The 25,211-nt window shown below is 71.4% G+C and carries 21 protein-coding genes; 10 read left to right on the forward strand and 11 right to left on the reverse strand.

Features of this window, described 5'->3' with window-relative positions:
• Positions 1 to 10 precede the first annotated feature (10 nt).
• Genes OG524_RS09395 through ybaK form a run of 3 tightly spaced genes read left to right on the forward strand, consistent with a single transcriptional unit; the run spans position 11 to position 2,354 of the window.
• On the forward strand, positions 11 to 1,045 hold the full coding sequence (locus OG524_RS09395; protein WP_405391395.1) for a hypothetical protein: 1,035 nt from the start codon (positions 11 to 13) through the stop codon (positions 1,043 to 1,045).
• A gap of 11 nt (positions 1,046 to 1,056) precedes the next feature.
• Positions 1,057 to 1,836 (forward strand): LON peptidase substrate-binding domain-containing protein, encoded by a 780-nt coding sequence (locus OG524_RS09400; protein ID WP_405391394.1) that lies wholly within the window; start codon positions 1,057 to 1,059, stop codon positions 1,834 to 1,836.
• Positions 1,837 to 1,853: 17 nt separating this feature from the next.
• The gene (gene ybaK / locus OG524_RS09405) at positions 1,854 to 2,354 is read left to right on the forward strand and encodes a Cys-tRNA(Pro) deacylase (protein ID WP_405809805.1); all 501 of its coding nucleotides are present in this window, start codon (positions 1,854 to 1,856) and stop codon (positions 2,352 to 2,354) included.
• A gap of 31 nt (positions 2,355 to 2,385) precedes the next feature.
• On the opposite strand, the gene OG524_RS09410 is transcribed toward ybaK, so the two are convergent.
• The 4 genes from OG524_RS09410 to OG524_RS09425 all read right to left on the reverse strand — a co-directional run bounded on the left by OG524_RS09410 (position 2,386) and on the right by OG524_RS09425 (position 6,469).
• Positions 2,386 to 3,174, reverse strand: a complete 789-nt coding sequence (locus OG524_RS09410) for an ABC transporter permease (RefSeq protein WP_405809807.1) — start codon at positions 3,172 to 3,174, stop codon at positions 2,386 to 2,388.
• A gap of 45 nt (positions 3,175 to 3,219) precedes the next feature.
• On the reverse strand, positions 3,220 to 4,071 hold the full coding sequence (locus OG524_RS09415; RefSeq protein ID WP_405391391.1) for an ABC transporter permease: 852 nt from the start codon (positions 4,069 to 4,071) through the stop codon (positions 3,220 to 3,222).
• Positions 4,072 to 4,108: 37 nt separating this feature from the next.
• A complete protein-coding gene (locus OG524_RS09420; RefSeq protein WP_405391390.1) occupies positions 4,109 to 5,134 on the reverse strand; it encodes an ABC transporter ATP-binding protein in 1,026 nt (341 codons plus the stop codon).
• 75 nt (positions 5,135 to 5,209) lie between these two features.
• Complete coding sequence (locus OG524_RS09425) at positions 5,210 to 6,469, reverse strand: NYN domain-containing protein (protein WP_405391389.1); 1,260 nt, start codon at positions 6,467 to 6,469, stop codon at positions 5,210 to 5,212.
• A gap of 271 nt (positions 6,470 to 6,740) precedes the next feature.
• Between OG524_RS09425 and OG524_RS09430 the strand changes: the two genes are divergently transcribed.
• Complete coding sequence (locus OG524_RS09430) at positions 6,741 to 6,920, forward strand: hypothetical protein (RefSeq protein ID WP_329212048.1); 180 nt, start codon at positions 6,741 to 6,743, stop codon at positions 6,918 to 6,920.
• Positions 6,921 to 6,998: 78 nt separating this feature from the next.
• On the opposite strand, the gene dnaE is transcribed toward OG524_RS09430, so the two are convergent.
• Positions 6,999 to 10,535, reverse strand: a complete 3,537-nt coding sequence (gene dnaE / locus OG524_RS09435) for a DNA polymerase III subunit alpha (RefSeq protein WP_405391388.1) — start codon at positions 10,533 to 10,535, stop codon at positions 6,999 to 7,001.
• A 223-nt stretch (positions 10,536 to 10,758) separates the two neighbouring features.
• On the opposite strand from dnaE, the gene OG524_RS09440 reads away from it, so the two are divergent.
• The 4 genes from OG524_RS09440 (at position 10,759) to OG524_RS09455 (ending at position 15,504) form a co-directional block, all read left to right on the forward strand.
• Positions 10,759 to 12,084, forward strand: a complete 1,326-nt coding sequence (locus OG524_RS09440; protein WP_405391387.1) for a DUF2252 domain-containing protein — start codon at positions 10,759 to 10,761, stop codon at positions 12,082 to 12,084.
• Positions 12,085 to 12,141: 57 nt separating this feature from the next.
• Complete coding sequence (locus OG524_RS09445; RefSeq protein ID WP_405391386.1) at positions 12,142 to 12,858, forward strand: hypothetical protein; 717 nt, start codon at positions 12,142 to 12,144, stop codon at positions 12,856 to 12,858.
• 51 nt (positions 12,859 to 12,909) lie between these two features.
• The gene (locus OG524_RS09450; RefSeq protein WP_405391385.1) at positions 12,910 to 13,725 is read left to right on the forward strand and encodes a DsbA family protein; all 816 of its coding nucleotides are present in this window, start codon (positions 12,910 to 12,912) and stop codon (positions 13,723 to 13,725) included.
• A 123-nt stretch (positions 13,726 to 13,848) separates the two neighbouring features.
• Positions 13,849 to 15,504 carry an alkaline phosphatase D family protein gene (locus OG524_RS09455; RefSeq protein ID WP_405391384.1) on the forward strand — a complete coding sequence of 552 codons (1,656 nt, stop codon included), beginning with the start codon at positions 13,849 to 13,851 and terminating at the stop codon, positions 15,502 to 15,504.
• A gap of 55 nt (positions 15,505 to 15,559) precedes the next feature.
• On the opposite strand, the gene OG524_RS09460 is transcribed toward OG524_RS09455, so the two are convergent.
• Positions 15,560 to 16,138 carry a dienelactone hydrolase family protein gene (locus OG524_RS09460; RefSeq protein WP_384500866.1) on the reverse strand — a complete coding sequence of 193 codons (579 nt, stop codon included), beginning with the start codon at positions 16,136 to 16,138 and terminating at the stop codon, positions 15,560 to 15,562.
• 38 nt (positions 16,139 to 16,176) lie between these two features.
• Here OG524_RS09460 and OG524_RS09465 point away from each other — a divergent pair, with 38 nt between their 5' ends.
• Positions 16,177 to 17,319 (forward strand): mechanosensitive ion channel family protein, encoded by a 1,143-nt coding sequence (locus tag OG524_RS09465; RefSeq protein ID WP_405391383.1) that lies wholly within the window; start codon positions 16,177 to 16,179, stop codon positions 17,317 to 17,319.
• A gap of 40 nt (positions 17,320 to 17,359) precedes the next feature.
• Here the strand turns inward: OG524_RS09465 and OG524_RS09470 are convergent, their stop codons facing one another.
• The 5 genes from OG524_RS09470 to OG524_RS09490 form a co-directional block, all read right to left on the reverse strand.
• Positions 17,360 to 18,340, reverse strand: a complete 981-nt coding sequence (locus tag OG524_RS09470) for a cation:proton antiporter (RefSeq protein WP_405809812.1) — start codon at positions 18,338 to 18,340, stop codon at positions 17,360 to 17,362.
• A 121-nt stretch (positions 18,341 to 18,461) separates the two neighbouring features.
• Positions 18,462 to 18,938, reverse strand: coding sequence for a GNAT family N-acetyltransferase (locus tag OG524_RS09475; protein ID WP_405391382.1), 477 nt, complete (start codon positions 18,936 to 18,938; stop codon positions 18,462 to 18,464).
• Positions 18,935 to 19,876: an RluA family pseudouridine synthase gene (locus OG524_RS09480; RefSeq protein ID WP_405391381.1), complete on the reverse strand. Its 942-nt coding sequence runs from the start codon at positions 19,874 to 19,876 to the stop codon at positions 18,935 to 18,937. The genes OG524_RS09475 and OG524_RS09480 overlap by 4 nt, the downstream gene beginning before the upstream one ends.
• A gap of 23 nt (positions 19,877 to 19,899) precedes the next feature.
• Positions 19,900 to 20,499, reverse strand: coding sequence for a signal peptidase II (gene lspA, locus OG524_RS09485; RefSeq protein ID WP_405391380.1), 600 nt, complete (start codon positions 20,497 to 20,499; stop codon positions 19,900 to 19,902).
• A gap of 57 nt (positions 20,500 to 20,556) precedes the next feature.
• Positions 20,557 to 21,384, reverse strand: coding sequence for a TraR/DksA C4-type zinc finger protein (locus OG524_RS09490; protein WP_405809815.1), 828 nt, complete (start codon positions 21,382 to 21,384; stop codon positions 20,557 to 20,559).
• 561 nt (positions 21,385 to 21,945) lie between these two features.
• On the opposite strand from OG524_RS09490, the gene ileS reads away from it, so the two are divergent.
• A complete protein-coding gene (ileS, locus tag OG524_RS09495; protein WP_405809817.1) occupies positions 21,946 to 25,095 on the forward strand; it encodes an isoleucine--tRNA ligase in 3,150 nt (1,049 codons plus the stop codon).
• Positions 25,096 to 25,211: the final 116 nt, after the last annotated feature.

Raw genomic sequence — 25,211 nt, forward strand, 5'->3', positions numbered from 1 at the left:
GGGCTTTTCAATGGTCTGCACCATGGCTTTCCTCCGCGCACTGCTGAGTTCCGCGCGCGCGTCCCGGTACGGCCCCGGGCTGTCGGCCGGGCTGCCCGCGGACGATGCGGTGCTGCTCGACGCGCCCGACGAGCGGCTGTCCCCCGCGCTGGTCGCGGCCGCCCTGGGAGAGTTCGAACCCGCCGCCAAGCTCCTGGCCACCACCCGGGACGCCGCCGAGTGGGAGACCCGCGACCGCTGCCTGTCCCGCCTGGTCGTCTTCGCCCGCAACCGCGACGGCTGGCTCACCGAGTGGCTGGCCGCCGCCCCACGCGACCCGGACGCCCTGCTCGTCAAGGCCGAACTGGCCGTACGCCGCGCCTGGGAGTCCCCCGCCCACGCCGAACTGCTGCGTGAGGTGGCCCCGCTCATCACGGCGGCCACCGAGGCCGACCCGCGCGACCCGGTGCCGTGGCGGCTCGCCCTGGACCACGCCCGGGGCACGCACGCCACGCACACGGTCTTCGAGGCGCTGTGGGAGCAGGCCGTACGCCGCTCCGCGCACCACTACGGCTGCCATGTCGCCGCGCTCCGTTACCTCTCGGCCGCCTGGTACGGCTCGCACCGCGAGTGCTTCGACTTCGCCGAGCGGGCGGCCGAGGACGCCGCGGCGGACTCCCTGGTGCAGGCGCTCCCGGTGCGGGCGGCCTTCGCCCTGCTGTGCGACGAGGAGGCCGCCGGGCGGGCCACCTCCGTGCAGGAGGCCCGGATCGACGCCGCTGCGGACCTCGCGATCAGGCTCTCCGCGCGCTTCCCGGCCGGTGATCCCTGGCCCGCGGAGGTCCGTAACCTCCTCGCCCACGTACTGGTCGTACGGGGCCGCGCGGAGGAGGCACTGGAGCAGTTCCGGCTGATCGGGGGCCATGTGACGTCGTTCCCGTGGGCGTACGTCTCCGAGGACGCGCTCGGCGGATTCCTCGACGCGCGGGCGGACGCACGGCTCCGCGCGGCCTCTGCGGCGCCCTCGCGTGGACGGCCAGGACACGACGGGCTCCGCGGCCATTAGGCTTGACCGTTGTGACCACCGCTCGCCTTCCCCTCTTCCCGCTGAACGCGGTGCTGTTTCCCGGCCTCGTGCTGCCTCTCAACGTCTTCGAGGAGCGTTATCGCGCCATGATGCGCGAGCTGCTCGCGATCGACGAGGACGAACCGCGCCGTTTCGTGGTGGTCGCCATCCGCGACGGCCGCGAGACCGCCCCGACGGCCACCGGGATGCCGGACACGATCGCCGCCGCGGCCCCGGTCGGGCGGGGCCCGGCCGACGGCTTCGGGCCCGATCCGATCCAGACCTTCCACCGGGTCGGCTGTGTCGCGGACGCGGCGAAGATCCGTGAGCGCGCGGACGGCAGCTTCGAGGTCCTGGCGACCGGCACCACCCGGGTCCGGCTGCTCTCGGTCGACGCGAGCGGCCCGTTCCTGACGGCCGAGGTCGAGGACCTGCCGGAGAATCCGGAGGACCCGGACGGCGACGACTCGACCGCCGAGGAGGAGGCCGGAGCCCTCGCCGAGGGTGTCCTGCGGGCCTTCCGCAGCTATCAGAAGCGGCTCGCGGGAGCCAGCGAGCGTTCCCTCACGACCGGGGCCGACCTGCCGGACGACCCGTCCGTGGTCTCGTACCTGGTGGCCGCCGCGGCCGTCCTCGACGTCCCGGCGAAGCAACGACTGCTCCAGGCACCGGACACCGCGACCCGGCTGCGCGAGGAACTGGCGCTGCTGCGCAAGGAGACGGCCGTCATCCGGCACCTCCCGTCGCTCCCGGCGATCGACCTGACCCGCGCGCCCACCCACCCCAACTGACCCGAGGACCCTGCCCGGTGGCGAAGAAGGCGAAGAAGCAGCAGTCCGGCGGCACCCCGGCCACGGTGGCGCTGGCCGCGGCCGGCACCGTGTTCACGGTCCACTCCTACGAGCACGACCCGTCGTCCCCGTCCTACGGCGAGGAGGCCGCCGAGGCCCTCGGGGTCCCGCCCGACCGGGTGTTCAAGACGCTGGTCGCGGATGTCGACGGCGAGCTGGTCGTCGCGGTGGTGCCGGTCGCCGGGTCGCTGGACCTGAAGGCGCTGGCATCGGCGGTCGGCGGCAAGCGGGCGGCGCTGGCGGACCCGGCTGCGGCGGAGCGCACGACGGGCTACGTGCGGGGCGGCATCTCCCCGCTGGGCCAGCGCAAACGGCTGCGTACGGTGCTCGACGCGTCGGCGGGGACACACCCCACGATCTGCGTGTCGGCGGGCCGCCGCGGCCTGGAGGTCGAGCTGTCCCCGCAGGACCTGACCGCCCTGACCAACGCCGTGGTGGCCCCCGTCGGCCGCACCTGACCACCCGGCCGCCGCATCCGGCCGGGAGCGGCTACGGGCGCTGCGGCCACTCCCCCGCGGACCTGCCGTCCTCACCGGCGGGCCCGGCCCCGAACGCCGGCTCCGCCCCGGGGGCGGCGGAGCCCTCGGAGTCCGAGGCGTCCGGCCCCGGCGTGGACGAGCCCTGCGTGGCCGAGCCGGGCGCGTACGGCTCCCCGTAGGGAACCCCCCACTCCGGCTCCGGATCCCGCGGCCCGAACAGCGCCGTCAGCCCCAGGTGCACGATCATCGCCGCGATGGGCCAGGCGAGCATCGCCGCACCCACCGCGTGCAGTTCGAGCGGCGCGTCGAAGGTGACGCCCTTGCCGACCTCCTTGGCATGGGCCACCACGTCCGGCGTCGGCCCGAACCAGGTGCCGATCCCCCACGCCAGCAGGGAGCCGAGCAGCCCGCCCAGGGCCAGCCCCACCACCAGCGGGATGCCTCCGCGCCTGCGGAAGAGGAAGACGGCGGCGGCCGACACGAGGCCGAAGCCCAGGGCGAGCAGCACGAAGGTGCCGTCGGCCCCGATCGCCTCCTCGCCCTCACTGTTCTTGAGGAAGACCGCCGTGTCGTCGGAGACCAGCGGCACCCGGGGGGCCAGCCACAGCCACAGCAGCCCGAGCGCGACGCCCGCGGCCGTCAGGATCGCGGCGATCACGGCTGCCTGCAGCAGCTCCGCGCGCGAATCCGCCGTGTCCAGCGGCTCCGGGCCGCCGGGTACGGCATGGGATCCCGAGGCCGGGGCCTGCCACGGATCGTGGGGCTGGGGCTGGTGCGGCGGCGTCAACGGTGCGGTCACGGTGCCATCGTGCCAGGCCGTCCGGCACACCGCCTCACCGGACCGTCAGCGGACCGCCGCCCGGCGGTACGCCCAGGTCGCCACGGCCAGCGACAGCACGCCCACGGCCGCGCACACCGCGAGGTCGAGGGCGACGACCGCCCAGTCCGGGCGGGCGTCGAAGGACCGGGACAACGCTTCGACGCCGTACGTCGAAGGCAGCAGATCACGCGCCCACCCGACCGGCTCGGGCAGCCGGTCGGCCGGCAGGACGCCCAGCAGCAGCGCGGCGGACATGCCCAGTTGCCCGAGCAGCGTCGCCAGCTCCTGACGCGGCGCCAGCAGCCCCAGCGCCGCGCCCAGCCCGGACAGCGCGGCCCCGGACAGCGGGATGACCGCGACGAGCACCCACAGATGTGACATGGGCAGCCCGAACAGCACGCTTCCCGTGACCGCCGTGACGACCGTGCCGGGCACGGTGAACGAGGCGTACGCCCCCGCCGCCCCCAGCACCACCGCGGCGGGCGGCACCGGCAGCGTGGCGTAGTGGTCGAGACCGCCGTCCGCCCGCAGCCGGCCGAAGTACTGGGCCAGCAGGTTCAGTGCCACGAAGGCCACCACCAGCACGCTGGACCCCGCGACCACGGCCCGCGCCTCGGCGCCGCCGTCGACGACCCCGCGCATCAGGACCATGATCCCGATGGACTGGAAGGTCGCCACGAAGAGCAGCGGGATCCGGGCGACCCGCGCCCGCGACAGCTGAGCCCGGTACACGGCGGCCATCGAGGGCAGCAGCCGGGCCCGGGGCGCGAGGGGCGCGGGGGACGTGCGGGCGGGCCTGCCGGATGCGGTCGAGGCCACCGGACCGGACAGCTTCGCCCTGGTCCCGGTGGTCTCCGCGGGAACGATGCTCGTCACCTGGCGCTGCTCCCCTTCGACTTCGTCACGTATCCGTTCACGCCTTCACCAGTCCCTCGGCCGCCCGGGCCGAGTCCCCGCCGAGCGCCAGATAGACGTCCTCCAGGCTGGGCGTGGCCAGCGTGAAGTCGTCCAGCGAGGAGAACGCGGCCCCGCCGGTCACGGCGGCCACCGCCGCCCGTGCCTCGTCCGGTCCGAGCCGCAGCACCCAGCGGCGCCCCGACTCCTGCGCCGAGGCGCGCAGCGCGGCCACCTCCGGGACGTCCAGCGGCGCCCGTTCGCGCCACACGAGCTCGACCCGGACCTCGCCCGCCACCCGTTCCTTGAGGCCGGCCGGGGTGTCGCAGGCGATGACCTTGCCGCGCTCCATGACCGCGACCCGGTCGAGCACCGTCTCGGCCTCGATCACGTTGTGGGTCACGAGCAGGACCGTCGCGCCGTGCTCGGCCCGCCGCCGGTCGACGGCGGACCAGACAGCACGCCGGGCGACGGGGTCCATGCCCGTCGTCGGCTCGTCCAGGACGAGGACGGGACGCTCCCCGACCAGCGTGGCGGCGAAGCAGGCGAGCCGCCGCTGGCCGCCGGACAGCTTGTTCAGGGGGCGCCCGGCGAGCTCGGTGAGCCCCAGCTCCTCCAGGACGGCGTCGCGCTCGGCCCGCGCCTCCCGCACCGGCAGGCCCCTGAGCCGCCCGGTGGTCTCGGCGGCGAGGGACACCGTCAGCTCGTCGAGCGCGGTGGACTCCTGCCCGAGGTAGCCGATCAGCCGGGAGGCCCGCTCGGGGTGGCGGACGAGATCGTGGCCCAGCACCTCGACACTGCCGGAGTCGGGCCTCATCAGCCCGGTCAGCTGGCGCACGAGCGTGGACTTGCCCGCGCCGTTGGGCCCGAGCAGGCCGAAGATCTCACCGCGCCGGACATCGAGGCTGATCCCGTCGGTGGCGCGCACCTCGGGGGTGGCCGCGCTTCCGCGCCGGCCGCGGACGGCGGGATAGGTCCTGACCAGATCACGCACCGCGCAAACGGCCCCGGTCCCGGTCTGCGCCTGTGCTGTGCCCGTACTCACGAGGTACGAGAGTACGGGGTCGGATGCCCCGGATTGCGCCCGGGGCAGGACAGCGCCGCTCCGGAGCCGTCCCGCCTACCCCCCCGCGGGGACGTGCTCGGCGGCGGCCCGTACATCGATCTCCCGCCAGAAGCCCGCCCGGATGGCATAGCGGTCGTGCTCGTCGATCTGGTCGTCCTTGTGCGCGAGCAGCCCGAACCGGGCCGCGTACCTCAGGAGTTCCCCGTCGATGCGGTGCGGGATGCGGGGGTACATGGTGGACAGCTTCTGCAGGTGCACGGTCTCCGGCAGCCGTTCCATCCAGCGCCGGGCGAAGACCTGGCCGACCTCGAAAGGGTCGCCGCCGACGGTGGTGATGTCCTCCTCCCGGTCCGCCCAGCGCTGTTCGGCGCTGGTGAGCTGGGCCAGGGTCGGCAGGGACGCGGTCTCTGCCGGTTCACCGAGGGGGCCGCCGCGCTCCACCCAGCCCCGGTCGGACGACCAGCGCAGCGTCGCGTTGGCGGCGGGCGGCTGGACCGGGTGCGGGGCGGCCTGGGCCCCGGGGGCACGCAGGCTCGCCAGGTCCTTGGGGGTGGGGACGCCCTTGTGGCCGGGGGCGGGCTGCGGATGGGCGGTGGCCTCGTCGGCCGGTGCGCCGGTGCCGTTGCGTGCTGCCGCCGCCTGCGCCTCGGACGCGCGCTCGGCCGAGGCGGCGAGGGCGGCCTCGGGCAGCGGCGCGGAGAGGATCGCGGCGATCTCGGGGCGCGGCACGGGCGGCGGTGCGCACACGCCCCCGGTGTCCTTGGCCCGTACGGCCTTGGTGATCCAGGCCCGGTCCAGCACCCGTCGCTCGTCGGCCTCGGCGACGAGGTCCTCGGACTGGTTGTAGTCGCCGTCGGCGGCCTGGACGGCCCAGAGGTGGACGGCCACCCCGTGTTCCTTGGCGGACATCAGTCCGGGCAGCAGATCGCCGTCACCGGTCACGAGCACCACGTCGGAGCAGGCGCGATTTCTGGCCAGCTCGGTGAGCTCGGCGTGCATCGCGGCGTCGACGCCCTTCTGCGCCCAGCGGCCGTCACTGCGAGTGAGTGCTCCCAGTCGAACGGTGACCCGGGGCATCACGCGCAGCCTGCGGTGCTCGGGCTGGGGTACCCGGTCGGGGGCGCCGTCGAACCAGTAGATCCGGAGCAGGGGCTGTTCCGTGTCCGCCTCGGCGCGCTCGCGCAGGCCCTGGATCAGGGCCGCGTGGTCGACGGTGATGCGGGAACGGGCGGGCTCCCCCGCCAGCAGGCTCGCGGCTGCGCCCAGCAGATAGCCGGCGTCCACCAGGACGACGCAACGGTCCACGCGTTCCACCCTCTTCCAGGAATTCGGGAACGGATCGGCGGACCCGGTCGTGGGGGGTTGGTCCGCCTGCTCGGGGTTCGCCTACTCAGGGTTTCCTTCGAGTCTGCCCGACCACGGGAGGGTTGAGGTCCGGAACTCGATCATCGGCGTGGCGGATCCGGGAAACGGCGCATGATACCGCCCGGACTACACTGGGTAATGATCCAACATGCGGCATATGAGGTGCTATGTGAGTCTGACATCGGTCCTGGCCCCGAGATTCCCCACAGGAGGCATCACCATGGCCAAGAACAAGAACCGTAAGCAGGGCAGCCAGCACGACCGCGCGTCCGCAGCGGAGCGTGGTGCGGAGGAGGCGAAGTCGACGGCGTACGAGTCGCAGACCCAGCCGCAGTCGCAGGCCCAGGGCAGCCCCTCGGATGTTGCCCGTAAGCACCAGCGGCGCTTCGGCCACAACTGACGGTTCCAAGGGCCGACAGGCCGAGAGGGGCGCCCCGCCGGTGGCGGGGCGCCCCTCTCGCTGTTCCCGGAGAGCTTCTCAGCCGGCCAGGCAGGACGGGCCGAGCAGCACCTTCAGGTCGCCGAAGAGCGCCGGGTCGGGCTTGACCCGGTGCCGGTCGAGCCGGAGCACCGTGGTCTTGCGGGGGCCCTGGAGCCTGATGCGGACCTCGGTGTCGCCCCGGTGGTTGCTGAGCACCTCGCCGAGCCGGCTGACCATGGGCGGGGTGATCTTGACCGTGGGGATGGTCAGCACGACCGGCGCGTTGGTCCCGGCCGACGAGACGTCGGGGACCTGCATCTCCATGGCGACCAGGCGCGGCACGTCCTCGCGCTTGTCGAGGCGGCCCTTGACGAAGACGACGGTGTCCTCGACGAGCTGGGTGGAGACCAGCTGGTAGGTCGCGGGGAAGAACATGCATTCGATGGAGCCCGCGAGGTCCTCGACGGTGGCGATGGCCCAGGCGTTGCCCTGCTTGGTCATCTTGCGCTGGAGGGCGGAGATGATGCCGCCGACCGTGACGATCGCGCCGTCGGAGTGCTCACCGCCGGTGAGCTGCGAGATCGAGGCGTCCGACTTGTCGGACAGGACGTGCTCCAGCCCGAAGAGCGGGTGGTCGGAGACGTACAGGCCGAGCATCTCGCGCTCCTGCGCGAGCAGGTAGGACTTCTCCCACTCGATGTCGGAGAACTCGACGTCGAGCCCGAAGCCCGGCTCGTCGCTGTCCTCCTCGCCGCCGCCGAAGAGGTCGAACTGTCCCTCGGCCTCCTTGCGCTTGACCTGCACCACGTTGTCGATCATCGGCTCGTGGTGGGCGACGAGGCCCTTGCGGGTGTGGCCCATCTCGTCGAAGGCGCCCGCCTTGATGAGCGACTCGACGGTGCGCTTGTTGCAGACGACCGCTTCGACCTTGTCCAGGAAGTCCGGGAAGGTGGAGTACTTCCCCTTCGCCTTGCGGCACCGGATGATCGAGTCGACCACGTTCTGGCCGACGTTGCGGATGGCGGTCAGGCCGAAGAGGATCACGTCGTCGCCCTGGGCGGCGAAGTTCGACTCGGACTCGTTGACGTTGGGCGGGAGCACCTTGATGCCCATGCGCCGGCACTCGTTGAGGTAGACCGCCGACTTGTCCTTGTCGTCCTTGACGGAGGTCAGCAGGGCCGCCATGTACTCGGCCGGGTAGTTGGCCTTGAGGTAGGCGGTCCAGTAGGTGACCAGGCCGTACGCGGAGGAGTGCGCCTTGTTGAAGGCGTATCCGGCGAACGGGACCAGGACGTCCCACAGGGCCTTGATCGCCGCGTCGGAGAACCCGTTCTTCTTCGCGCCGGCCTCGAAGAGGACGAAGTTCTTCGCGAGCTCGTCGGCCTTCTTCTTGCCCATCACGCGGCGCAGGATGTCGGCCTCGCCGAGCGAGTAGCCGGCGACGATCTGGGCGGCCTTCTGCACCTGCTCCTGGTAGACGATCAGGCCGTAGGTGAGGCCGAGGACCTCCTTGAGGGGCTCCTCCAGCTCCGGGTGGATCGGGGTGATCTCCTGCCGGGCGTTCTTGCGCTCGGCGTAGTTCGTGTGCGAGTTCATTCCCATCGGGCCCGGCCGGTACAGGGCCGAGACGGCGGAGATGTCCTCGAAGTTGTCGGGCTGCATCTGGCGCAGCAGCGAACGCATCGGCCCGCCGTCGAACTGGAACACCCCGAGCGTGTCGCCGCGGCACAGCAGTTCGTACGTCTTGGGGTCGTCCAGCGGGAGCGCCAGCATCTCCAGGTCGACGCCCTTGTTGGCCTTCACCATCTTGATGGCGTCGTCCATGATCGTCAGGTTGCGCAGGCCCAGGAAGTCCATCTTGAGCAGGCCGAGCGACTCGCACTGGGGGTAGTCCCACTGCGTGATCGTCACACCGTCGGAGTGCCGCACCCAGATCGGCGCGTGGTCGACGATCGGCTCGCTGGACATGATCACGCCGGCCGCGTGCACACCCATCTGCCGGACCAGGCCCTCGACGCCCTTCGCGGTGTCGATGACCTTCTGGACGTCCGGCTCGTTCTCGTACATCCCCCGGATCTCGCCCGCCTCGCTGTAGCGCGGGTGCTTCGGGTCGGTGATGCCGTTGAGGTCGATGCCCTTGCCGAGGACGTCGGCGGGCATGGCCTTGGTCAGGCGGTCACCCATCGCGTACGGGTAGCCGAGGACACGGGCGGAGTCCTTGATGGCGTTCTTGGCCTTGATCTTGCCGTAGGTGCCGATCATGGCGACTTTGTCGGCGCCGTACTTCTCGGTGACGTACCTGATCACCTCGACGCGCCTGCGCTCGTCGAAGTCGATGTCGACGTCGGGCATGGAGACGCGCTCGGGGTTGAGGAACCGTTCGAAGATCAGCCCGTGCGTGATCGGGTCGAGGTCGGTGATGCCCATGGCGTACGCGACGATCGAGCCGGCGGCTGAACCACGGCCGGGGCCGACCGCGATGCCGTTGTTCTTGGCCCACATGATGAAGTCGGCGACGACGAGGAAGTACCCCGGGAACCCCATCTGGATGATGATGTCCATCTCGTACTCGGCCTGCTTCTGCCGGTCGTCCGGGACACCGCCGGGGTAGCGGCGGCCCATGCCGACGCGGACCTCCTCCTGGAACCAGGTGATCTCGGTGAAGCCGTCCGGGATCTCGAACTTCGGCATCAGGTCGCGCTTCTCGAACATGCCCGTGGTGTCGATCTGCTGCGCGACCAGCAGGGTGTTGGCGCAACCCTGCTGCCAGGCGTCCGAGGAGTCGACGGCGTACATCTCGTCCGTCGTCTTCAGGTAGTAGCCGGTGCCGTCGAAGCGGAAACGGTCCGGGTCGGAGAGGTTCTTGCCGGTCTGGATGCAGAGCAGGGCGTCGTGCGCCGTCGCCTCGCTGGCGTAGGTGTAGTGCGAGTCGTTCGTCACGAGCGGCGGGATGTTCAGCTTCTTGCCGATTTCGAGGAGCCCGTCGCGGACCCGGCGCTCGATCTCGATGCCGTGGTCCATCAGCTCCAGGAAGTACCTGCCCTCGCCGAAGATGTCCTTGTAGTCGGACGCCGCCCGGACCGCCTCGTCGAACTGTCCGAGCCGCAGCCGGGTCTGCACCTCGCCGGAGGGGCACCCGGTGGAGGCGATCAGGCCCTCGGACCACTTGGAGATGGTCTCCTTGTCCATCCGCGGCCACTTCTGCAGCCAGCCCTCGGCGTAGGCGTCCGAGGAGAGCTTGAAGAGGTTGTGCAGCCCGGTGCTGTTCGACGCCCAGATCGTCTTGTGCGTGTAGCCACCGGAGCCGGACACGTCGTCGCGCTTCTGGTGCGGCTGGCCCCACTGGATCTTGCGCTTGTGCTTGCGCGACTCGGGGGCGACGTAGGCCTCGATCCCGATGATGGGCGTCACCCCGGCCTTGGTCGCCGAGTGGAAGAAGTCGTACGCCCCGTGGAGGTTGCCGTGGTCGGTCATCGCGATGTGCGACATGCCCATCGTGTTGCACGCCTCGAACATGTCCTTGAGCCGCGCGGCACCGTCCAGCAGCGAGTACTGGGTGTGGACGTGCAGGTGCGTGAAGGGCGGCTTGGCCACGGCTCTGTGCCTCCGGGTCGTTGTCGAGGGCGGCGGGAAGACGCCTCGGCTAGGGGGTGGTGATCGGGCGACGGCCGGCAGATGACGGCTTGGGGGGACAGCGTGGAAGTCTACGTCTCCGAGGTGACAGGTGACGGGCACTCCGGGGTACGGTCGCGCGTTGGAAGGGCGGGGACACCCGCCCGATTTGTCATGAACGCCATGTAGCAGGAGGCACCCAGCGATGTCGGACACGCAGACCCGCGCGGAGCAGCGCGGGGAGCAGATTCTCGCCGTTTTCGACACCGCCTTCGGTGAGCTCCTGGCCGCCGATCCCGCGGCTTTCCGGGTGAAGTTCCGCAAGATGGCCGGTTCCGCCTTCGCCTTCTACCGGGGCTCGGCCGGGCTCTTCTACGCCGATCTGGACCGCGAGCAGAACAGCGGGCCGTATCTCGACGAGCGGACGAGCCGGGTGTGGATCCACGGCGATCTGCACGCCGAGAACTTCGGCACGTACATGGACGCCAACGGCCGGCTGGTCTTCAACGTCAACGACTTCGACGAGGCCTACGTCGGCCCGTTCACCTGGGACCTCAAGCGCTTCGCGGCCTCCGTCGCCCTGATCGGCTACGCGAAGGCGCTGAGCGACGAGCAGATCACCGTGCTGGTCGGGGTCTACGCCGCCGCGTACCGGGAGCGCATCCACGCCCTGGCGACGGGCGCGAAGAATGACGAGGTGCCGCCCTTCACCCTGGACACCGCCGACGGCCCGCTGCTGGGCGCGCTCCGGGTCGCCCGTTCCCTGACCCGGTTCGGGCTGCTGGAGTCGATGACGGAGATCCGGGACTTCGAGCGCAGGTTCGCGGCCGGCGGCGGTGCGATCGACCTGGACGCCGCGACACGCTACAAGGTGCTCGCCGCCTTCGACGGCTATCTGGAGACTCTGCCGGAGTCGAGCCTGACGCGGCCCGACTCGTACCGGGTGAAGGACGTCGTAGGCCGTCGTGGCATCGGCATCGGGTCGGCCGGCCTGCCTTCGTACAACATCCTCCTGGAGGGCAACAGCGACGCCCTGGAGAACGATGTGGTGATCTATCTCAAGCAGGCGCAGACCCCGGCGGTCTCCCGGCACGTCACCGACGCGGCCGTGCGGGACTACTTCCAGCATGAGGGGCACCGCACGGTGATCTCGCAGCGCGCCCTGCAGGCGCACGCCGACCCGTGGCTGGGCTGGACCGAGCTGGACGGGGCGGGCCAGCTGGTCGCCGAGGTCTCGCCGTACGCGGTCGATCTGGACTGGTCCGACATCGACGAGCCGGAGGAGATCGCGGCGGTCGTCGCCGATCTCGGCCGGGCCACGGCGACGATGCACTCGGCGGCGGACGACGAGAGCGGGCACTCGCTGGTGCCGTTCTCCACGGAGCGCGCGATCGACGCGGCCATCGCCGCGGACGAGGAGGGCTTCGCGGAGCTGCTGGTCGACTTCGCGCACAGCTACGGCGCCCGCGCCCGCGCCGATCACCAGATCTTCGTGGACCTCTTCCGCAACGGCCGCATCCCGGGGCTGTAGACCGCGACCTACGGCCTTAGGGCTCGTTTACAGGGACACATGGCACACTCTGCGGCGATGGACGTATCAGGGAAGCAGATCAGAGCGGTACGCGCGGCGCTGTTCACCGCGCTCGTCGTCACGCTCTCCTCCACCTCCCATGTACTGCTCTCCCGGGTCCCGCTGCCGCTCACGGCGGTCGCGCTGCTGGCCGGTGCGGTCTTCGCCGTGGCGTTCGCGCTCGCGGGCCGGGAGCGCCGGTTCGGCGCGATCGCCGGGCTGCTGGTCCCGCTGGAGCTGGTCGCCGACACGGTGTTCACCACCGGACAGCACCTCTGCTACGGGGCGGCCGGCGGCCCGATCGCGGGCCCGCTGCGGTCCGTGGGTGTCGATCTGCTCTGCGGCGGCGAGGCGCCCGTGCCGCTCACCGGTGTCGCCACGGTGGGGACGCCGCTGGCCGGGGTGACCGGCACGGGCGACCGTGCGGCTGCCCTGCTGGCCTCCCCGGGCCCCGCCGTGCCGTGGCTGCTGCTGGCCGCGCACGTGGCGGTGGGCCTGCTGGCCGCGGCCTGGCTGCGGCACGGCGAGGCGGCGCTGGCGGGGCTGCTGCGCGCGGCTGCCGCCGTCGCGTTCCGGCCGCTGCTCACCGCGGCCGCCGTGGCGGGGACCGCCCGGCTCCTCGTGCGCCGCGACGGCCGTTCCGCCGGGCGTCCCGGCCCGCTCTTCCCGGCCCGTCTCCTGGTGCACTCCGTGGGACGGAGGGGTCCGCCGAGCTCGGCTCCCGTCACAGCCTGAGCACATGGCGACACCCCCCGAGACCACCCCACGCACCCCCGGAGAACACTCATGAGCAACCGCAACAGCCAGGCCAACAAGCAGGCCGCCCGCGAGCGGCTGCGCGCCGAGCGCGAGCGCCAGGCCAAGAAGGACAAGGCACGCAAGCAGATCGTCGTCGCCGTCTCGGTCGTCGCCGCGCTGGCGGTCGTGGGCGGCATCGCCTACGGCGTGTCGGAGCTGAACAAGCCCTCCGCCTGGGAGGCCGCCGCCGACGCGAAGAACGTGACGGCGCCGAAGAACACCTCGGGCGACGACGGCACGACCGTCGTGATCGGCGAGTCCTCCGCCAAGAAGACCCTGGAGCTCTACGAGGACTCCCGCTGCCCGATCTGCGCCACGTTCGAGCAGACGGTCGGCGAGACGATCGCCAAGGACGTCGACGCCGGCAAGTACAGGATCAAGTACGTCGGTGCCACCTTCATCGACAACACGGACAACGGCGAGGGCTCCAAGAACGCCCTGAGCGCGCTGGGTGCCGCGCTCGACGTGAGCCCCGAGGCCTTCCTGGACTACAAGGCCGCGCTGTACTCCGCGAAGTACCACCCGCAGGAGAGCGACGACAAGTTCGCCAAGGACGACTTCCTCATCGAGGTGGCCAACTCGGTGGACGCGCTCAAGGGCAACACCGCGTTCGAGAAGGACGTCGAGGACGGCACGTTCGACGCCTGGGCGGTCAAGATGTCCAAGACGTTCGACGAGAGCGGTGTCCAGGGCACCCCCACGCTGAAGATGGACGGCAAGAAGGTCACCGCCGAGGGCAGCGAGAACGCCCCCATGACGGAGGCCGAGTACACCGCGGCGATCGCCAAGGCCCTGAAGGGCTGACCGGACGGGTTCCGGCCTCCGGGGCACCGGGGGCACAACTTCGGGTGTCTGATCACCGACAGGCGGGCGAACTTCCTTGGTTCGCCCGCCTGTTCGCTCTACGCGCCAGTAGGGTGCTGGTCCGTGACCAGTCGACAGTTCCCGCACCCCAGCCGCCGCACGGTTGTCAGAGCGGCCGCCGCAACCGCGGTCGCCGCCCCCGTGCTCGCCACCGCCACGGCCACCGGCGCCCGCGCCGCCACCGGTCCGGCCTTCCTGCACGGCGTCGCCTCCGGCGACCCGCTGCCCGACGGCGTACTCCTGTGGACCCGTGTCACGCCCGGCCCGGAGGCCGTGCCCGGATCAGGCCTCGGCGCGGACACGGCGGTGGCGTGGGAGATCGCCGAGGACAGGGCCTTCTCCCGGATCGCCGCCCGGGGCGGCTCCGTCGCACGGGCCGCCTCCGACCACACCGTGAAGGCCGACGTGCGCGGGCTGCGCCCGGCGACGACGTACTGGTTCCGTTTCTCCGCCGGCGCCGAAGGGGCGGTCCTCTCCCCCGTCGGCCGTACGCGTACGGCGCCCGCAGCCGCTTCGGCCACGCCCGGAATCCGCTTCGGCGTTGTCTCCTGCGCCAACTGGGAGGCCGGCTGGTTCTCCCCGTACCGGCATCTCGCAGCCCGCGCCGACCTGGACGCCGTCCTGCACCTGGGCGACTACATCTACGAGTACGCGTCGGGCAGTTATCCGACCCAGGACACCGTCGTACGCCCGCACGCCCCGGTCCACGAGATCCTCACCCTCGCCGACTACCGCACCCGGCACGGTACGTACAAGACGGACGCGGACCTCCAGTCGCTGCACGCCGCCCACCCGGTGATCGCGATCTGGGACGACCACGAGTTCGCCAACGACGCCTGGTCGGGCGGGGCCGAGAACCACACCCCGGGCACCGAGGGCGCCTGGGCGGCGCGGGTGGCCGCGGCGAAGCAGGCGTACTTCGAGTGGATGCCGGTCCGCGCCTCCACCGAGGGCACCGTCTACCGCAGGCTCCGCTTCGGCAGCCTGGCCGATCTGCACCTGCTCGACCTGCGCAGCTTCCGCTCCGAGCAGGCGTCCATAGGCAACGGCGCGGTCGACGACCCGGAGCGTACGGTCACCGGGCGGGCGCAGCTGGACTGGCTGAAGGCCGGGCTGGCGGGATCGGACGCCACCTGGAAGCTGGTCGGCACCTCGGTGATGATCTCGCCGGTCGCCTTCGGCGCACTGCCCGCCCATCTGCTGGCGCCGCTCGCGGAGCTGCTGGGGCTGCCCGGGGAGGGGCTCGCCGTCAACGTCGACCAGTGGGACGGCTACACGGACGACCGCAAGGAGCTGATCGCCCACCTGCGGGACCGGTCGGTGAGGAACACGGTCTTCCTGACCGGCGACATCCACATGGCGTGGGCCAACGACGTGCCCGTGAAGGCGGCGACGTATCCGCTGTCGGCCTCGGCGGCCACCGAGTTCGTGGTGACGTCGGTGACCTCGGACAATCTGGACGACATCCTGCGGGTCGCGCCCGGAACCGTCTCGGTCGTGGCCACGGCGGCGGTCAAGGCCGCCAACCGCCATGTGAAGTGGATCGACATGGACTCGCACGGCTACGGGGTCCTCGACGTGACCGCCGAGCGCTCGCAGATGGACTACTACGCGGTCTCCGACAAGACGCGGAAGGACGCCACGGCGTCCTGGGTCCGCTCGTACCGCACGCTCAGCGGCACCCAGAAGGTCGTAAGGGCCGACGCCCCGGTGCGCTGATCCGCCCGAGGGGCCCGCGTCCGCCCGCCGGGGCGGCGCGGGGCCCCGCCGGTGCTCACAGCGTGGCGAGGAAGCCGATCGCGACCTTCCAGGTCAGCTCGGCGGCGGCCTGGTCGAAGTCGGGCAGTTCCGGGTCGGTGAACAGGTGCCCGGCCCCGGGGTAGCGGTAGACCTCGACGTCCGCGCCGGTCCGCTGCATCTGGAGGTACCAGCTGTTCAGCCAGTCGTGCGACTCGAACGGATCGGGGTCGGCGACGTGCAGCTGCACCGGCAGCTCCTCCACCGAGGCGCTCTCCGCGATGTCCGACGTGCCGTGGAGCAGCAGCAGCCCGCGCGCCTTCGCGTCCCCGAGCGCGAGGGTCTGCGCCACGGACGCCCCGAGCGAGAAGCCGGCGTAGACCAGGCCCTGGTCGGAGTAGGGCGCGGCGGCCAGCACGGCGCGCTTGAGCAGCTCGTCCTTGCCGACCTCTTCCTGGAAGGCCATCGCCTCCTCGACCGTGTCGAAGGTGTGCCCCTCGAAGAGATCGGGCACGCGCACCTCGTGCCCGGCCGCGCGCAGCCGGTCGGCAGCCGCGTGCACAGCGGGCCTCAGACCGTAGGTCGAGTGGAAAAGCATGATGTTCATGCGTCCCATGGTGCCAGCTGTGCCCTGATCGCTCGGAGGACGACGGGATGGAGAACATAGTGCGACCGCTGCTCGTGGTGGGCGGATCGCTGATGATCACACTGCTGGTGGGCTGGCTGGTCGACCGGCTGCTACGGCGTGCCGACGACCGGCACCAGGAGACGCCGGTCTGGGGTCTGCTGCGGCTCTGCCGTCCGCCCCTGCAGGTGGTGCTCTGCACGGCGCTGCTGAGGGCGAGCTTCGGCCAGTTGCGGCTCGACGTGGTGCGGGACAACCGGGGCGCGATCGGCCAGGTCCTGACGCTGGTGCTGATCGCCGCGTCGGCCTGGCTGGTGATCCGCGTCGCCGCCACCGTCGTCCAGGCCTCGTACGCCCGCTACGCGACGTCCACCCGCGATCCGGCCCGGGTCCGCCGGGTCCGGACCCAGGTCACGCTGATCCAGCGGGTGGTCACCGCCGTGGTGGCGACGGTCGCGGTCGCCGCGATGCTCCTGACGTTCCCGGCGATGCGCACCGTCGGCACCTCGATGCTGGCCTCCGCCGGTGTGCTCGGCATCGTCGCCGGTGTCGCGGCCCAGTCGACCCTCGGCAATCTCTTCGCCGGCTTCCAGATCGCCTTCGGCGACATGGTCCGGATCGGCGACACCGTCGTCGTGGACGGCGAGTGGGGCACGGTGGAGGAGATCACCCTCACCTTCCTCGCGGTGCGGACCTGGGACGAGCGGCGGATCACGATGCCTGTGTCCTACTTCACCAGCAAGCCGTTCGAGAACTGGTCGCGCGGCGGGGTGCAGATGTCCGGCACCGTCTTCTTCCACCTCGACCACTCGGCCCCGGTCCCCGCGATACGGGACAGGCTGCGCGACATCCTCGGCGAGTGCGCCGCGTGGGACGGCCGCGACTGGTCGCTGGCCGTCACGGACACCACCCCCACGACGATCGAGGTACGGGCCGTGATCACGGCGAAGGACGCGGACGACATCTGGACGGCGCGCTGCGCCGTGCGGGAGCAGATGATCGCCTGGCTGCGGGACCACCACCCGTACGCCCTGCCGCGCGTCGCGACGGCGCCCGCCGCCCTGCGGCCGGGCGACCACTGGCGGGAACTGACGGGCGCGGAGAACGGCCGTGCCCCGTCCGACGGCCGGAAGCAGGACCCGGACATGGCTCCCCGCACCGGGCGCGGCTGAGTCGGCGCGGTTCGGGTGCACGGGTGGGCCGGCCGGACGGTCAGCGCAGGCTGCGCACGTCCAGGTGGCGCAGCACCCGGTCGACGATCTCGGGGTCCGACCCCGGCTCGCTGCGGGCGGCGAGCACCTCGTGGCGGGCCGCCGACAGCATCTCGCGCTGGACCCGGCCGACCGCCTTGAACCGCTCGGCGCGCCGCGCGTACGCTTCGCGCCGTTCCTCGTCGACCATGTCGGGGCTGATCCGGGCCCCGATGTCGTACGCCGCGCGCTGCAGCCGCTCCAGCACCTCCTCGGGGAAGTCCTCGGCGTCCTGGATCTCCCCGAGCCGGTGCTTGGCCGCCTTGGCCGCACGGATCGCGAGGTCGCGTTCCAGGGCCCCTTCGGCGTCCGTGTCCGCCCGGACGCCGAGTTTCCGCACCAGCCACGGCAGGGTCAGGCCCTGGAAGACGAGGGTGGCCATGATGACGGCGAACGCGATGAAGACGATCTCGTCGCGGCCGGGGAACGGCTTGCCGTCGTCCGTCTCCAGCGGGATCGCGAGGGCCAGTGCGACGGAGGCCACCCCGCGCATCCCGGCCCACCACATGACGACGGTCTCGCGCCAGCTGGTGGGGATCTCCTCGCTGTAGTCACGGCGGGTGTGCAGCCGCTTGGCGAGCCAGGTGGCGGGCAGCAGCCACATCAGCCGTACGCCGACGACGACCGCGACGACGACCAGGCCCCAGCCCAGCAGCTCAGGCAGGCGGCCGTCGGCGGTGCCGAAGACGTTGTGGAGTTCGAGGCCGATCAGGCCGAAGGCGACGCCGGTGACGAGTGTGTCGACGATCTCCCGGAAGGACCTGCCGGTGAGGCGTCCGAGGACGTCGTCGGCGTCCGCGGTGTGCTCGGCGAGGAAGAGCGCCGTGGTGAGGACGGCGAGCACGCCCGAGCCCATCAGCTCCTCGGCGAGCACGTAGCTCCCGAGCGGCACCGTGACCACCGCTCCGAGCAGCAGCAGGAGCAGGAGTGTCATTTGGTCCACGTTGTGCCTTCCGCGGCGTTCCCGGTCCGGGGCCCGGTTGCTCGGCCGACCGGATCCCGGCGTACCACGCGGGGCCGCTGTCCCGGCGTCGCCGCGACGGCGGCCCGGTCAGGTGATCAGGTCAGAGCGCCCGCCGCATGGCCCGGTGCGGCATCCCGGCGTCCGGGAACTCCGGGCCGTAGGCGACGTAGCCGAGCCGCTCGTAGAAGCCGAGGGCATGCGTCTGGGCGTGCAGGTCGACCGCGGCCAGGCCCAGCGTGCGCGCCTCCGCCTCGATTGCGCGCACCAGCGCGGCACCGACGCCGAGGCCGCGGGCCTCCCGGGTCACGGCGAGCCGGCCCAGTGAGCCGACGGTGAGGTCGCCCCCGGTCCGGTCGGCCGCCGCCGCACCGTGCAGCAGCCGTCCCGTACCGAGTGCGGAGCCGTCCGCGGCGACGGCCAGGACGTGCACCGCGCCGGCGTCGTGGGCGTCGTACTCGATCTCCTCGGGCACCCGCTGCTCACCGACGAAGACGTCCTTGCGGACCTGGAAGCAGGCCGCGAGGTCACTCTCGTCCAGCGCCCTGCGGGTGGTGTACGCGGCGGGTGCGGAACTCATTCGCTCTCTGCCGCGATCGTTTCGAGGGCGTGGCGGAGGTCGTCCGGGTAGGTGCTGGAGAATTCGACCCAGCTGCCGTCCGAGGGGTGCTCGAAGCCGAGCCGGACCGCGTGCAGCCACTGCCGGGTGAGGCCCAGGCGCTTGGCCAGCGTCGGGTCCGCGCCGTAGGTCAGGTCGCCGACGCAGGGGTGGCGGTGGGCGGCCATGTGCACGCGGATCTGGTGCGTGCGCCCGGTCTCCAGCTTGATGTCGAGCAGGCTGGCCGCGCGGTAGGCCTCGATGAGGTCGTAGTGCGTCACGGAGGGCTTGCCCTCGGCGGTGACGGCCCACTTGTAGTCGTGCTGCGGGTGGCGCCCGATGGGGGCGTCGATGGTGCCGCTCATCGGGTCCGGGTGGCCCTGCACCAGCGCGTGGTACTTCTTCTCGACGACCCGGTCCCGGAACTGTGCCTTGAGCAGGGTGTAGGCACGCTCGGACTTGGCCACGACCATCAGGCCGGAGGTGCCGACGTCCAGCCGGTGCACGATGCCCTGGCGCTCGGCGGCACCGGAGGTGGAGATCCGGTAGCCGGCCGCCGCGAGACCACCGATCACGGTGGTGCCGGTCCAGCCGGGGCTGGGGTGGGCGGCGACGCCGACGGGCTTCATGATGACGACGATGTCGTCGTCGTCGTGCACGATCTCCATGCCCTCGACGGGCTCGGCGACGACCTGGACCGGAGCGGGTGCCTGCGGCATCTCCACTTCCAGCCAGGCGCCGCCGTGCACCCGCTCGGACTTCCCGGCCACCGCACCGTCCACCTGGACCTTCCCGGCAGCGGCCAGCTCGGCGGCCTTGGTGCGGGAGAACCCGAACATCCGGGAGATGGCGGCGTCGACACGCTCGCCTTCCAGGCCTTCGGGTACGGGCAGGGTGCGGACCTCGGGATACGTACTCACCTGTCGAGTATGCCTTGCGCCCACTAGTCCTTGTGCACGGTGCCGTCGGGGTCCAGGCCCTTGAAGGAGAGGATCACGATGAGGATGCCGCCGCAGACGATCGCGGAGTCGGCGAGGTTGAAGACGGCGAAGTGCGCGGGGGCGATGAAGTCCACCACCGCGCCCTTGAACACGCCGGGCGCACGGAAGATGCGGTCCGTGAGGTTGCCGAGCGCTCCGCCGAGCAGCAGGCCCAGGGCGATGGCCCAGGGCAGGCTGTAGAGCTTGCGCGCCAGCCGGATGATCACGACGATCACGACGGCCGCGATGGCCGTGAAGATCACGGTGAACGCCTCACCGATCCCGAAGGCCGCGCCCGCGTTACGGATCGCGTCGAACTTCAGCCACTCGCCGAAGATCTCGATGGGCTCCTGGTGCTCCAGCTTCGCGACCACGATCATCTTGCTGATCAGGTCCAGCAGGTAGGCCAGGACGGCCACGCCGAGGAGGACGAGGATCTTCTTCCTGCCCCGGCCGCCGTCCGCCGGGCTCGCGCCCTCGGAGGGCTGCTGGGGCTCCGCCCCTTCAGCCCCCTCGGCATCAGGGATATCCGGCGTACCGATGATGCGCTCCGCCTCTGCCACGTGAGTCCCTCAACCTAGGTGCCTGACTGAGGACGAGGGTACGACACACCGGTGAGGTCAACCGCGCCGCTCCTGCTTCTGCTTGTCCTCCACACAGAGGGTGGCCCGGGGGAACGCCTGCATCCGTGCCTTGCCGATCGGGTTGCCGCAGACCTCGCACAGCCCGTACGTGCCCGCGTCGAGCCTGGCGAGGGCCCGCTCGGTCTGTTCCAGCATCTCCTGGGCGTTCGCGGCCAGGGACAGCTCGTGCTCGCGGGTGATGTTCTTGGTGCCGGTGTCCGCGTCGTCGTCCCCCGCGCCGTCCCCGGAGTCCCGCATCAGACCGGCCAGCGCCGCACCCGACGCCTCCAGCTCGCTGCGCAGCCGCATGACCTCGCTGGTCAGCACCGTCCGCGCCTCGGTGACCTCTTCCGGGGTCCAGGGATCCTCCCCGGGCCTGACCGCGAGCTCCCCCGTGGCCGTCGCGGCGGCCGCACGGGCCTGCGGCACGGCTGTCGCGCCGCCCTTTCCTGCTGCCGTGGTCCGGCCGGCGCTCTTCTTGGCTACCACCGTGTGGGCTCCTGTCTGCTCGGCGGCCTGGGCCGCCCCCGTGGCCTTCTCCGAAGCCTTCCTGGCTGCGCTCTTCTTCGCCGCGCTCTTCTTCGCCGGCCCGTGGTGCGCCGGAGCCCGATCGGCCCGTTCCTGCTCGTCCGGCGGGTGCGCCGGCGTCTTCTTCGCCGCCACCTTCCTTGCGGCCGTCTTCCCGGCCGGCTCCTCCGCCGCGTCCGGGCCGGAGTCCGTGACGGAGTCCGTGACGGCCTCCTCGCTCCCGGCCGGCTCCCCGGCAGCCGCAGCCGTGGACCTCTCGGACGCCGTTCTCGTTACGGCGGTCTTCTTCGCCACCATGGCCGCGGCCCCTTCACATATTGTGATCTTGCACGCGAATCGTGCTGGGACGATAAATCGACCCCGGCCCAGCGGCAACGGGGCACGCCGCCGGTCGGCCCTCCCGTGATCGCGTGGTGGCGTACCTGCAACCGTTGTGCCCAGCTCCCCGCGCGGTAATCCGCCCGCCCGGACACCCGGGGACTCCGTCCGCCCCGTCCGGCCATTCGGGTCGCACCGCGCCCGTGGATAAACCGGTCGGCCGTCGCCCGTACGGGCCCGTACACTGGCCGCAGCGAGAGGCATGGATGGGACGAGTAGCGTCGTACGCAGCCGGCAGCGACCCGGGGACGGTGGGAGCCCGGGGGCGAGCGCGTCGTGAAGATCACCCCGGAGCTGCCGGAAGAAAGCTTTGGACAGTGGGCTCCACCCACGGGTGCAAGGCCAGTAGACCCGGCATCGCGACCCCAATGAGGGGGCCAAGGGCGTATGCCCGGGGCCAAGGAGGGTGGTACCGCGGGAGCCTGCCGGTTCTCGTCCCTCCGACGGAAGTGGAAGACGTCCGCCGGAGGAAGCCCGCACATGACATCGCCGCAGTACCGCCAGGTACCCGCCCAGGTCGACCTGCCCGCCCTCGAGCACGCCGTGCTCGACTTCTGGCGTGACAACAAGGTCTTCGCCAAGAGCCTCGAACAGTCCGAGGGCCGCCCCGAGTGGGTCTTCTACGAGGGCCCGCCCACCGCCAACGGCATGCCGGGCGCCCACCACATCGAGGCCCGCGTCTTCAAGGACGTCTTCCCCCGCTTCCGCACCATGCAGGGCTACCACGTCGGCCGTAAGGCCGGCTGGGACTGTCACGGGCTGCCGGTCGAACTCGCGGTGGAGAAGGAGCTGGGCTTCAACGGCAAGAAGGACATCGAGGCGTACGGCATCGCCGAGTTCAACGCCAGGTGCCGTGAGTCCGTCACCCGCCACACCGACGCGTTCACCGAGCTCACGACCCGCATGGGCTACTGGGTGGACCTGGACGACGCGTACCGCACCATGGACCCGGCGTACGTCGACTCCGTGTGGTGGTCGCTGAAGGAGATCTTCAACAAGGAGCTGCTGGTCCAGGACCACCGCGTCGCCCCCTGGTGCCCCCGCTGCGGCACCGGGCTCTCGGACCACGAGCTCGCCCAGGGCTACGAGACGGTCGTCGACCCCTCGGTCTTCGTCCGCTTCCCGCTCACCTCGGGCCCGCTGGCCGGCGAGGCCGCGCTGCTGGTCTGGACGACGACCCCCTGGACCCTGGTCTCCAACACGGCGGTCGCCGCGCACCCCGACGTCACGTACGTCGTCGCGACGAACGGCGAGGAGAAGCTGGTCGTCGCCGAACCCCTCCTGGAGAAGGCGCTGGGCGAGGGCTGGGAGACCACCGGCCGGTCGTTCACCGGCGCCGAGATGGAGCGCTGGACATACGAGCGCCCGTTCTCCCTGGTCGACTTCCCGGCCGAGGCGCACTACGTCGTCAACGCCGAGTACGTCACGACCGAGGACGGTACGGGTCTGGTCCACCAGTCCCCCGCCTTCGGCGCCGACGACCTCGTCGTCTGCCGCTCCTACGGCCTGCCCGTCGTCAATCCGGTCCGCCCCGACGGAACCTTCGAGGAGGACCTTCCGTTGGTCGGCGGCGTCTTCTTCAAGAAGGCGGACGAGGCGCTCACCGAGGACCTGGCCGCCCGTGGCAAGCTCTTCCGCCACGTCCCGTACGAGCACAGCTACCCGCACTGCTGGCGCTGCCACACCGCGCTGCTGTACTACGCGCAGCCGTCCTGGTACATCCGCACGACGGCGGTCAAGGACCGGCTGCTCCAGGAGAACGAGAAGACCAACTGGTTCCCGGACTCGGTCAAGCACGGCCGCTTCGGTGACTGGCTGAACAACAACGTCGACTGGGCACTGTCCCGCAACCGCTACTGGGGCACCCCGCTGCCCATCTGGCGCTGCGAGGACAACCACCTGACGTGTGTCGGCTCCCGGGCCGAGCTGGGCGAGCTCACCGGCACCGACCAGTCGGAGCTGGACCCGCACCGCCCGTTCATCGACGAGATCACGTTCACCTGCACCCAGGAGAACTGCCGGCTGGAGGCGTACCGCGTCCCGGAGGTCATCGACGCCTGGTACGACTCGGGTTCGATGCCGTTCGCGCAGTGGGGCTATCCGTACAAGAACAAGGAGATCTTCGAGAGCCGCTACCCGGCGCAGTTCATCTCGGAGGCCATCGACCAGACCCGCGGCTGGTTCTACACGCTGATGGCGGTCGGCACGCTCGTCTTCGACAGGTCCAGCTACGAGAACGTGGTCTGCCTCGGCCACATCCTCGCCGAGGACGGCCGCAAGATGTCCAAGCACCTGGGGAACATCCTCCAGCCGATCCCGCTCATGGACCAGCACGGCGCCGACGCCGTGCGCTGGTTCATGGCGGCCGGCGGCTCCCCGTGGGCGGCGCGCCGGGTCGGCCACGGCACCATCCAGGAGGTCGTCCGCAAGACGCTCCTCACCTACTGGAACACGGTCGCCTTCCAGGCCCTGTACGCCCGTACGTCGGCCTGGGCGCCCTCTGCGGCCGACCCCGCGCCGTCGGAGCGCACGGTGCTGGACCGCTGGCTGCTGAGCGAGCTGAACGCCCTCGTGGACCAGATGACCGAGGCCCTGGACAGCTACGACACCCAGCGCGCCGGCAAGCTGCTCTCGGCGTTCGTCGACGACCTGTCCAACTGGTACGTGCGCCGCTCCCGCCGCCGCTTCTGGCAGGGCGACAAGGCGGCGCTGCGCACGCTGCACGAGGTCGTCGAGACGGTCACCCGGCTGATGGCCCCGCTGACCCCGTTCATCACCGAGCGGGTCTGGCAGGACCTGGTCGCCCCGGTCACCCCGGACGCCCCCGAGTCGGTGCACCTCTCGACCTGGCCGAAGGCGGACCCGGCGGCGATCGACCCGGCGCTCTCCTCGCAGATGGCGCTCGTACGCCGCCTGGTCGAGCTCGGCCGCGCCACGCGTGCCGAGTCCGGTGTGAAGACCCGCCAGCCGCTGTCCCGGGCCCTGGTCGCCGCGTCCGGCTTCGAGTCCCTCCCGGCCGATCTCCGCGCCCAGATCACGGAGGAGCTGAACGTCTCCTCCCTGGCCTCGCTCTCGGAGGTCGGCGGTTCGCTGGTCGACACCACCGCGAAGGCGAACTTCCGCGCGCTGGGCAAGCGCTTCGGCAAGGGGGTGCAGGCCGTGGCCAAGGCGGTCGCGAACGCGGACGCGGCGGCACTCTCCCTGGCCCTGCGCGAGGGCACGGCGTCGGTCGAGGTCGACGGCGAGCAGGTCACGCTCTCCCCCGACGAGGTCATCATCACGGAGACCCCGCGCGAGGGCTGGTCGGTGGCGTCCGACTCGGGCGCGACGGTCGCCCTGGACCTGGAGATCACCCCGCAGCTGCGAGCGGCGGGGCTGGCCCGTGACGCGATCCGCCTGATCCAGGAGGCCCGCAAGAACAGCGGTCTGGACGTGGCGGACCGGATCGCGGTCCGCTGGACCTCGACGTCCCCCGCCACGACCGAGGCCCTGACCGAACACGCGCCCCTGATCGCGGACGAGGTCCTGGCCCTGGACTACGCCCAGGGCCAGGCGGACGACACGTACGGCGCCCCGTTCGAGGACGAGGGCCTGGCCCTCACGTTCCGTCTCCGCAAGACACAGCACTGACCCGCACCACAAGAGCGGCCCGCCCATCCGGTTGGATGGGCGGGCCGCTCCCGTTTCCCAGCGACCCCTCCTCTGTGGGAGATGGCCGCTCCCGTTTCCCACCGGCCCGGTGGCCG

It is taken from the genome of Streptomyces sp. NBC_01520 (genome assembly GCF_045040375.1).
Lineage (GTDB): Bacteria > Actinomycetota > Actinomycetes > Streptomycetales > Streptomycetaceae > Streptomyces.

What these genes read in the sequence shown, in the direction of transcription:
- OG524_RS09395 (WP_405391395.1), top strand. Translation starts at nt 11, where the DNA reads ATGGTCTGCACCATGGCTTTCCTCCGCGCACTGCTGAGTTCCGCGCGC.
- OG524_RS09430 (WP_329212048.1), top strand. Translation starts at nt 6,741, where the DNA reads ATGGCCAAGAACAAGAACCGTAAGCAGGGCAGCCAGCACGACCGCGCG.
- OG524_RS09440 (WP_405391387.1), top strand. Translation starts at nt 10,759, where the DNA reads ATGTCGGACACGCAGACCCGCGCGGAGCAGCGCGGGGAGCAGATTCTC.
- OG524_RS09445 (WP_405391386.1), top strand. Translation starts at nt 12,142, where the DNA reads ATGGACGTATCAGGGAAGCAGATCAGAGCGGTACGCGCGGCGCTGTTC.
- OG524_RS09450 (WP_405391385.1), top strand. Translation starts at nt 12,910, where the DNA reads ATGAGCAACCGCAACAGCCAGGCCAACAAGCAGGCCGCCCGCGAGCGG.
- OG524_RS09460 (WP_384500866.1), bottom strand. Translation starts at nt 16,138, where the DNA reads ATGGGACGCATGAACATCATGCTTTTCCACTCGACCTACGGTCTGAGG.
- OG524_RS09465 (WP_405391383.1), top strand. Translation starts at nt 16,177, where the DNA reads ATGGAGAACATAGTGCGACCGCTGCTCGTGGTGGGCGGATCGCTGATG.
- OG524_RS09475 (WP_405391382.1), bottom strand. Translation starts at nt 18,938, where the DNA reads ATGAGTTCCGCACCCGCCGCGTACACCACCCGCAGGGCGCTGGACGAG.
- OG524_RS09490 (WP_405809815.1), bottom strand. Translation starts at nt 21,384, where the DNA reads ATGGTGGCGAAGAAGACCGCCGTAACGAGAACGGCGTCCGAGAGGTCC.
- ileS (WP_405809817.1), top strand. Translation starts at nt 21,946, where the DNA reads ATGACATCGCCGCAGTACCGCCAGGTACCCGCCCAGGTCGACCTGCCC.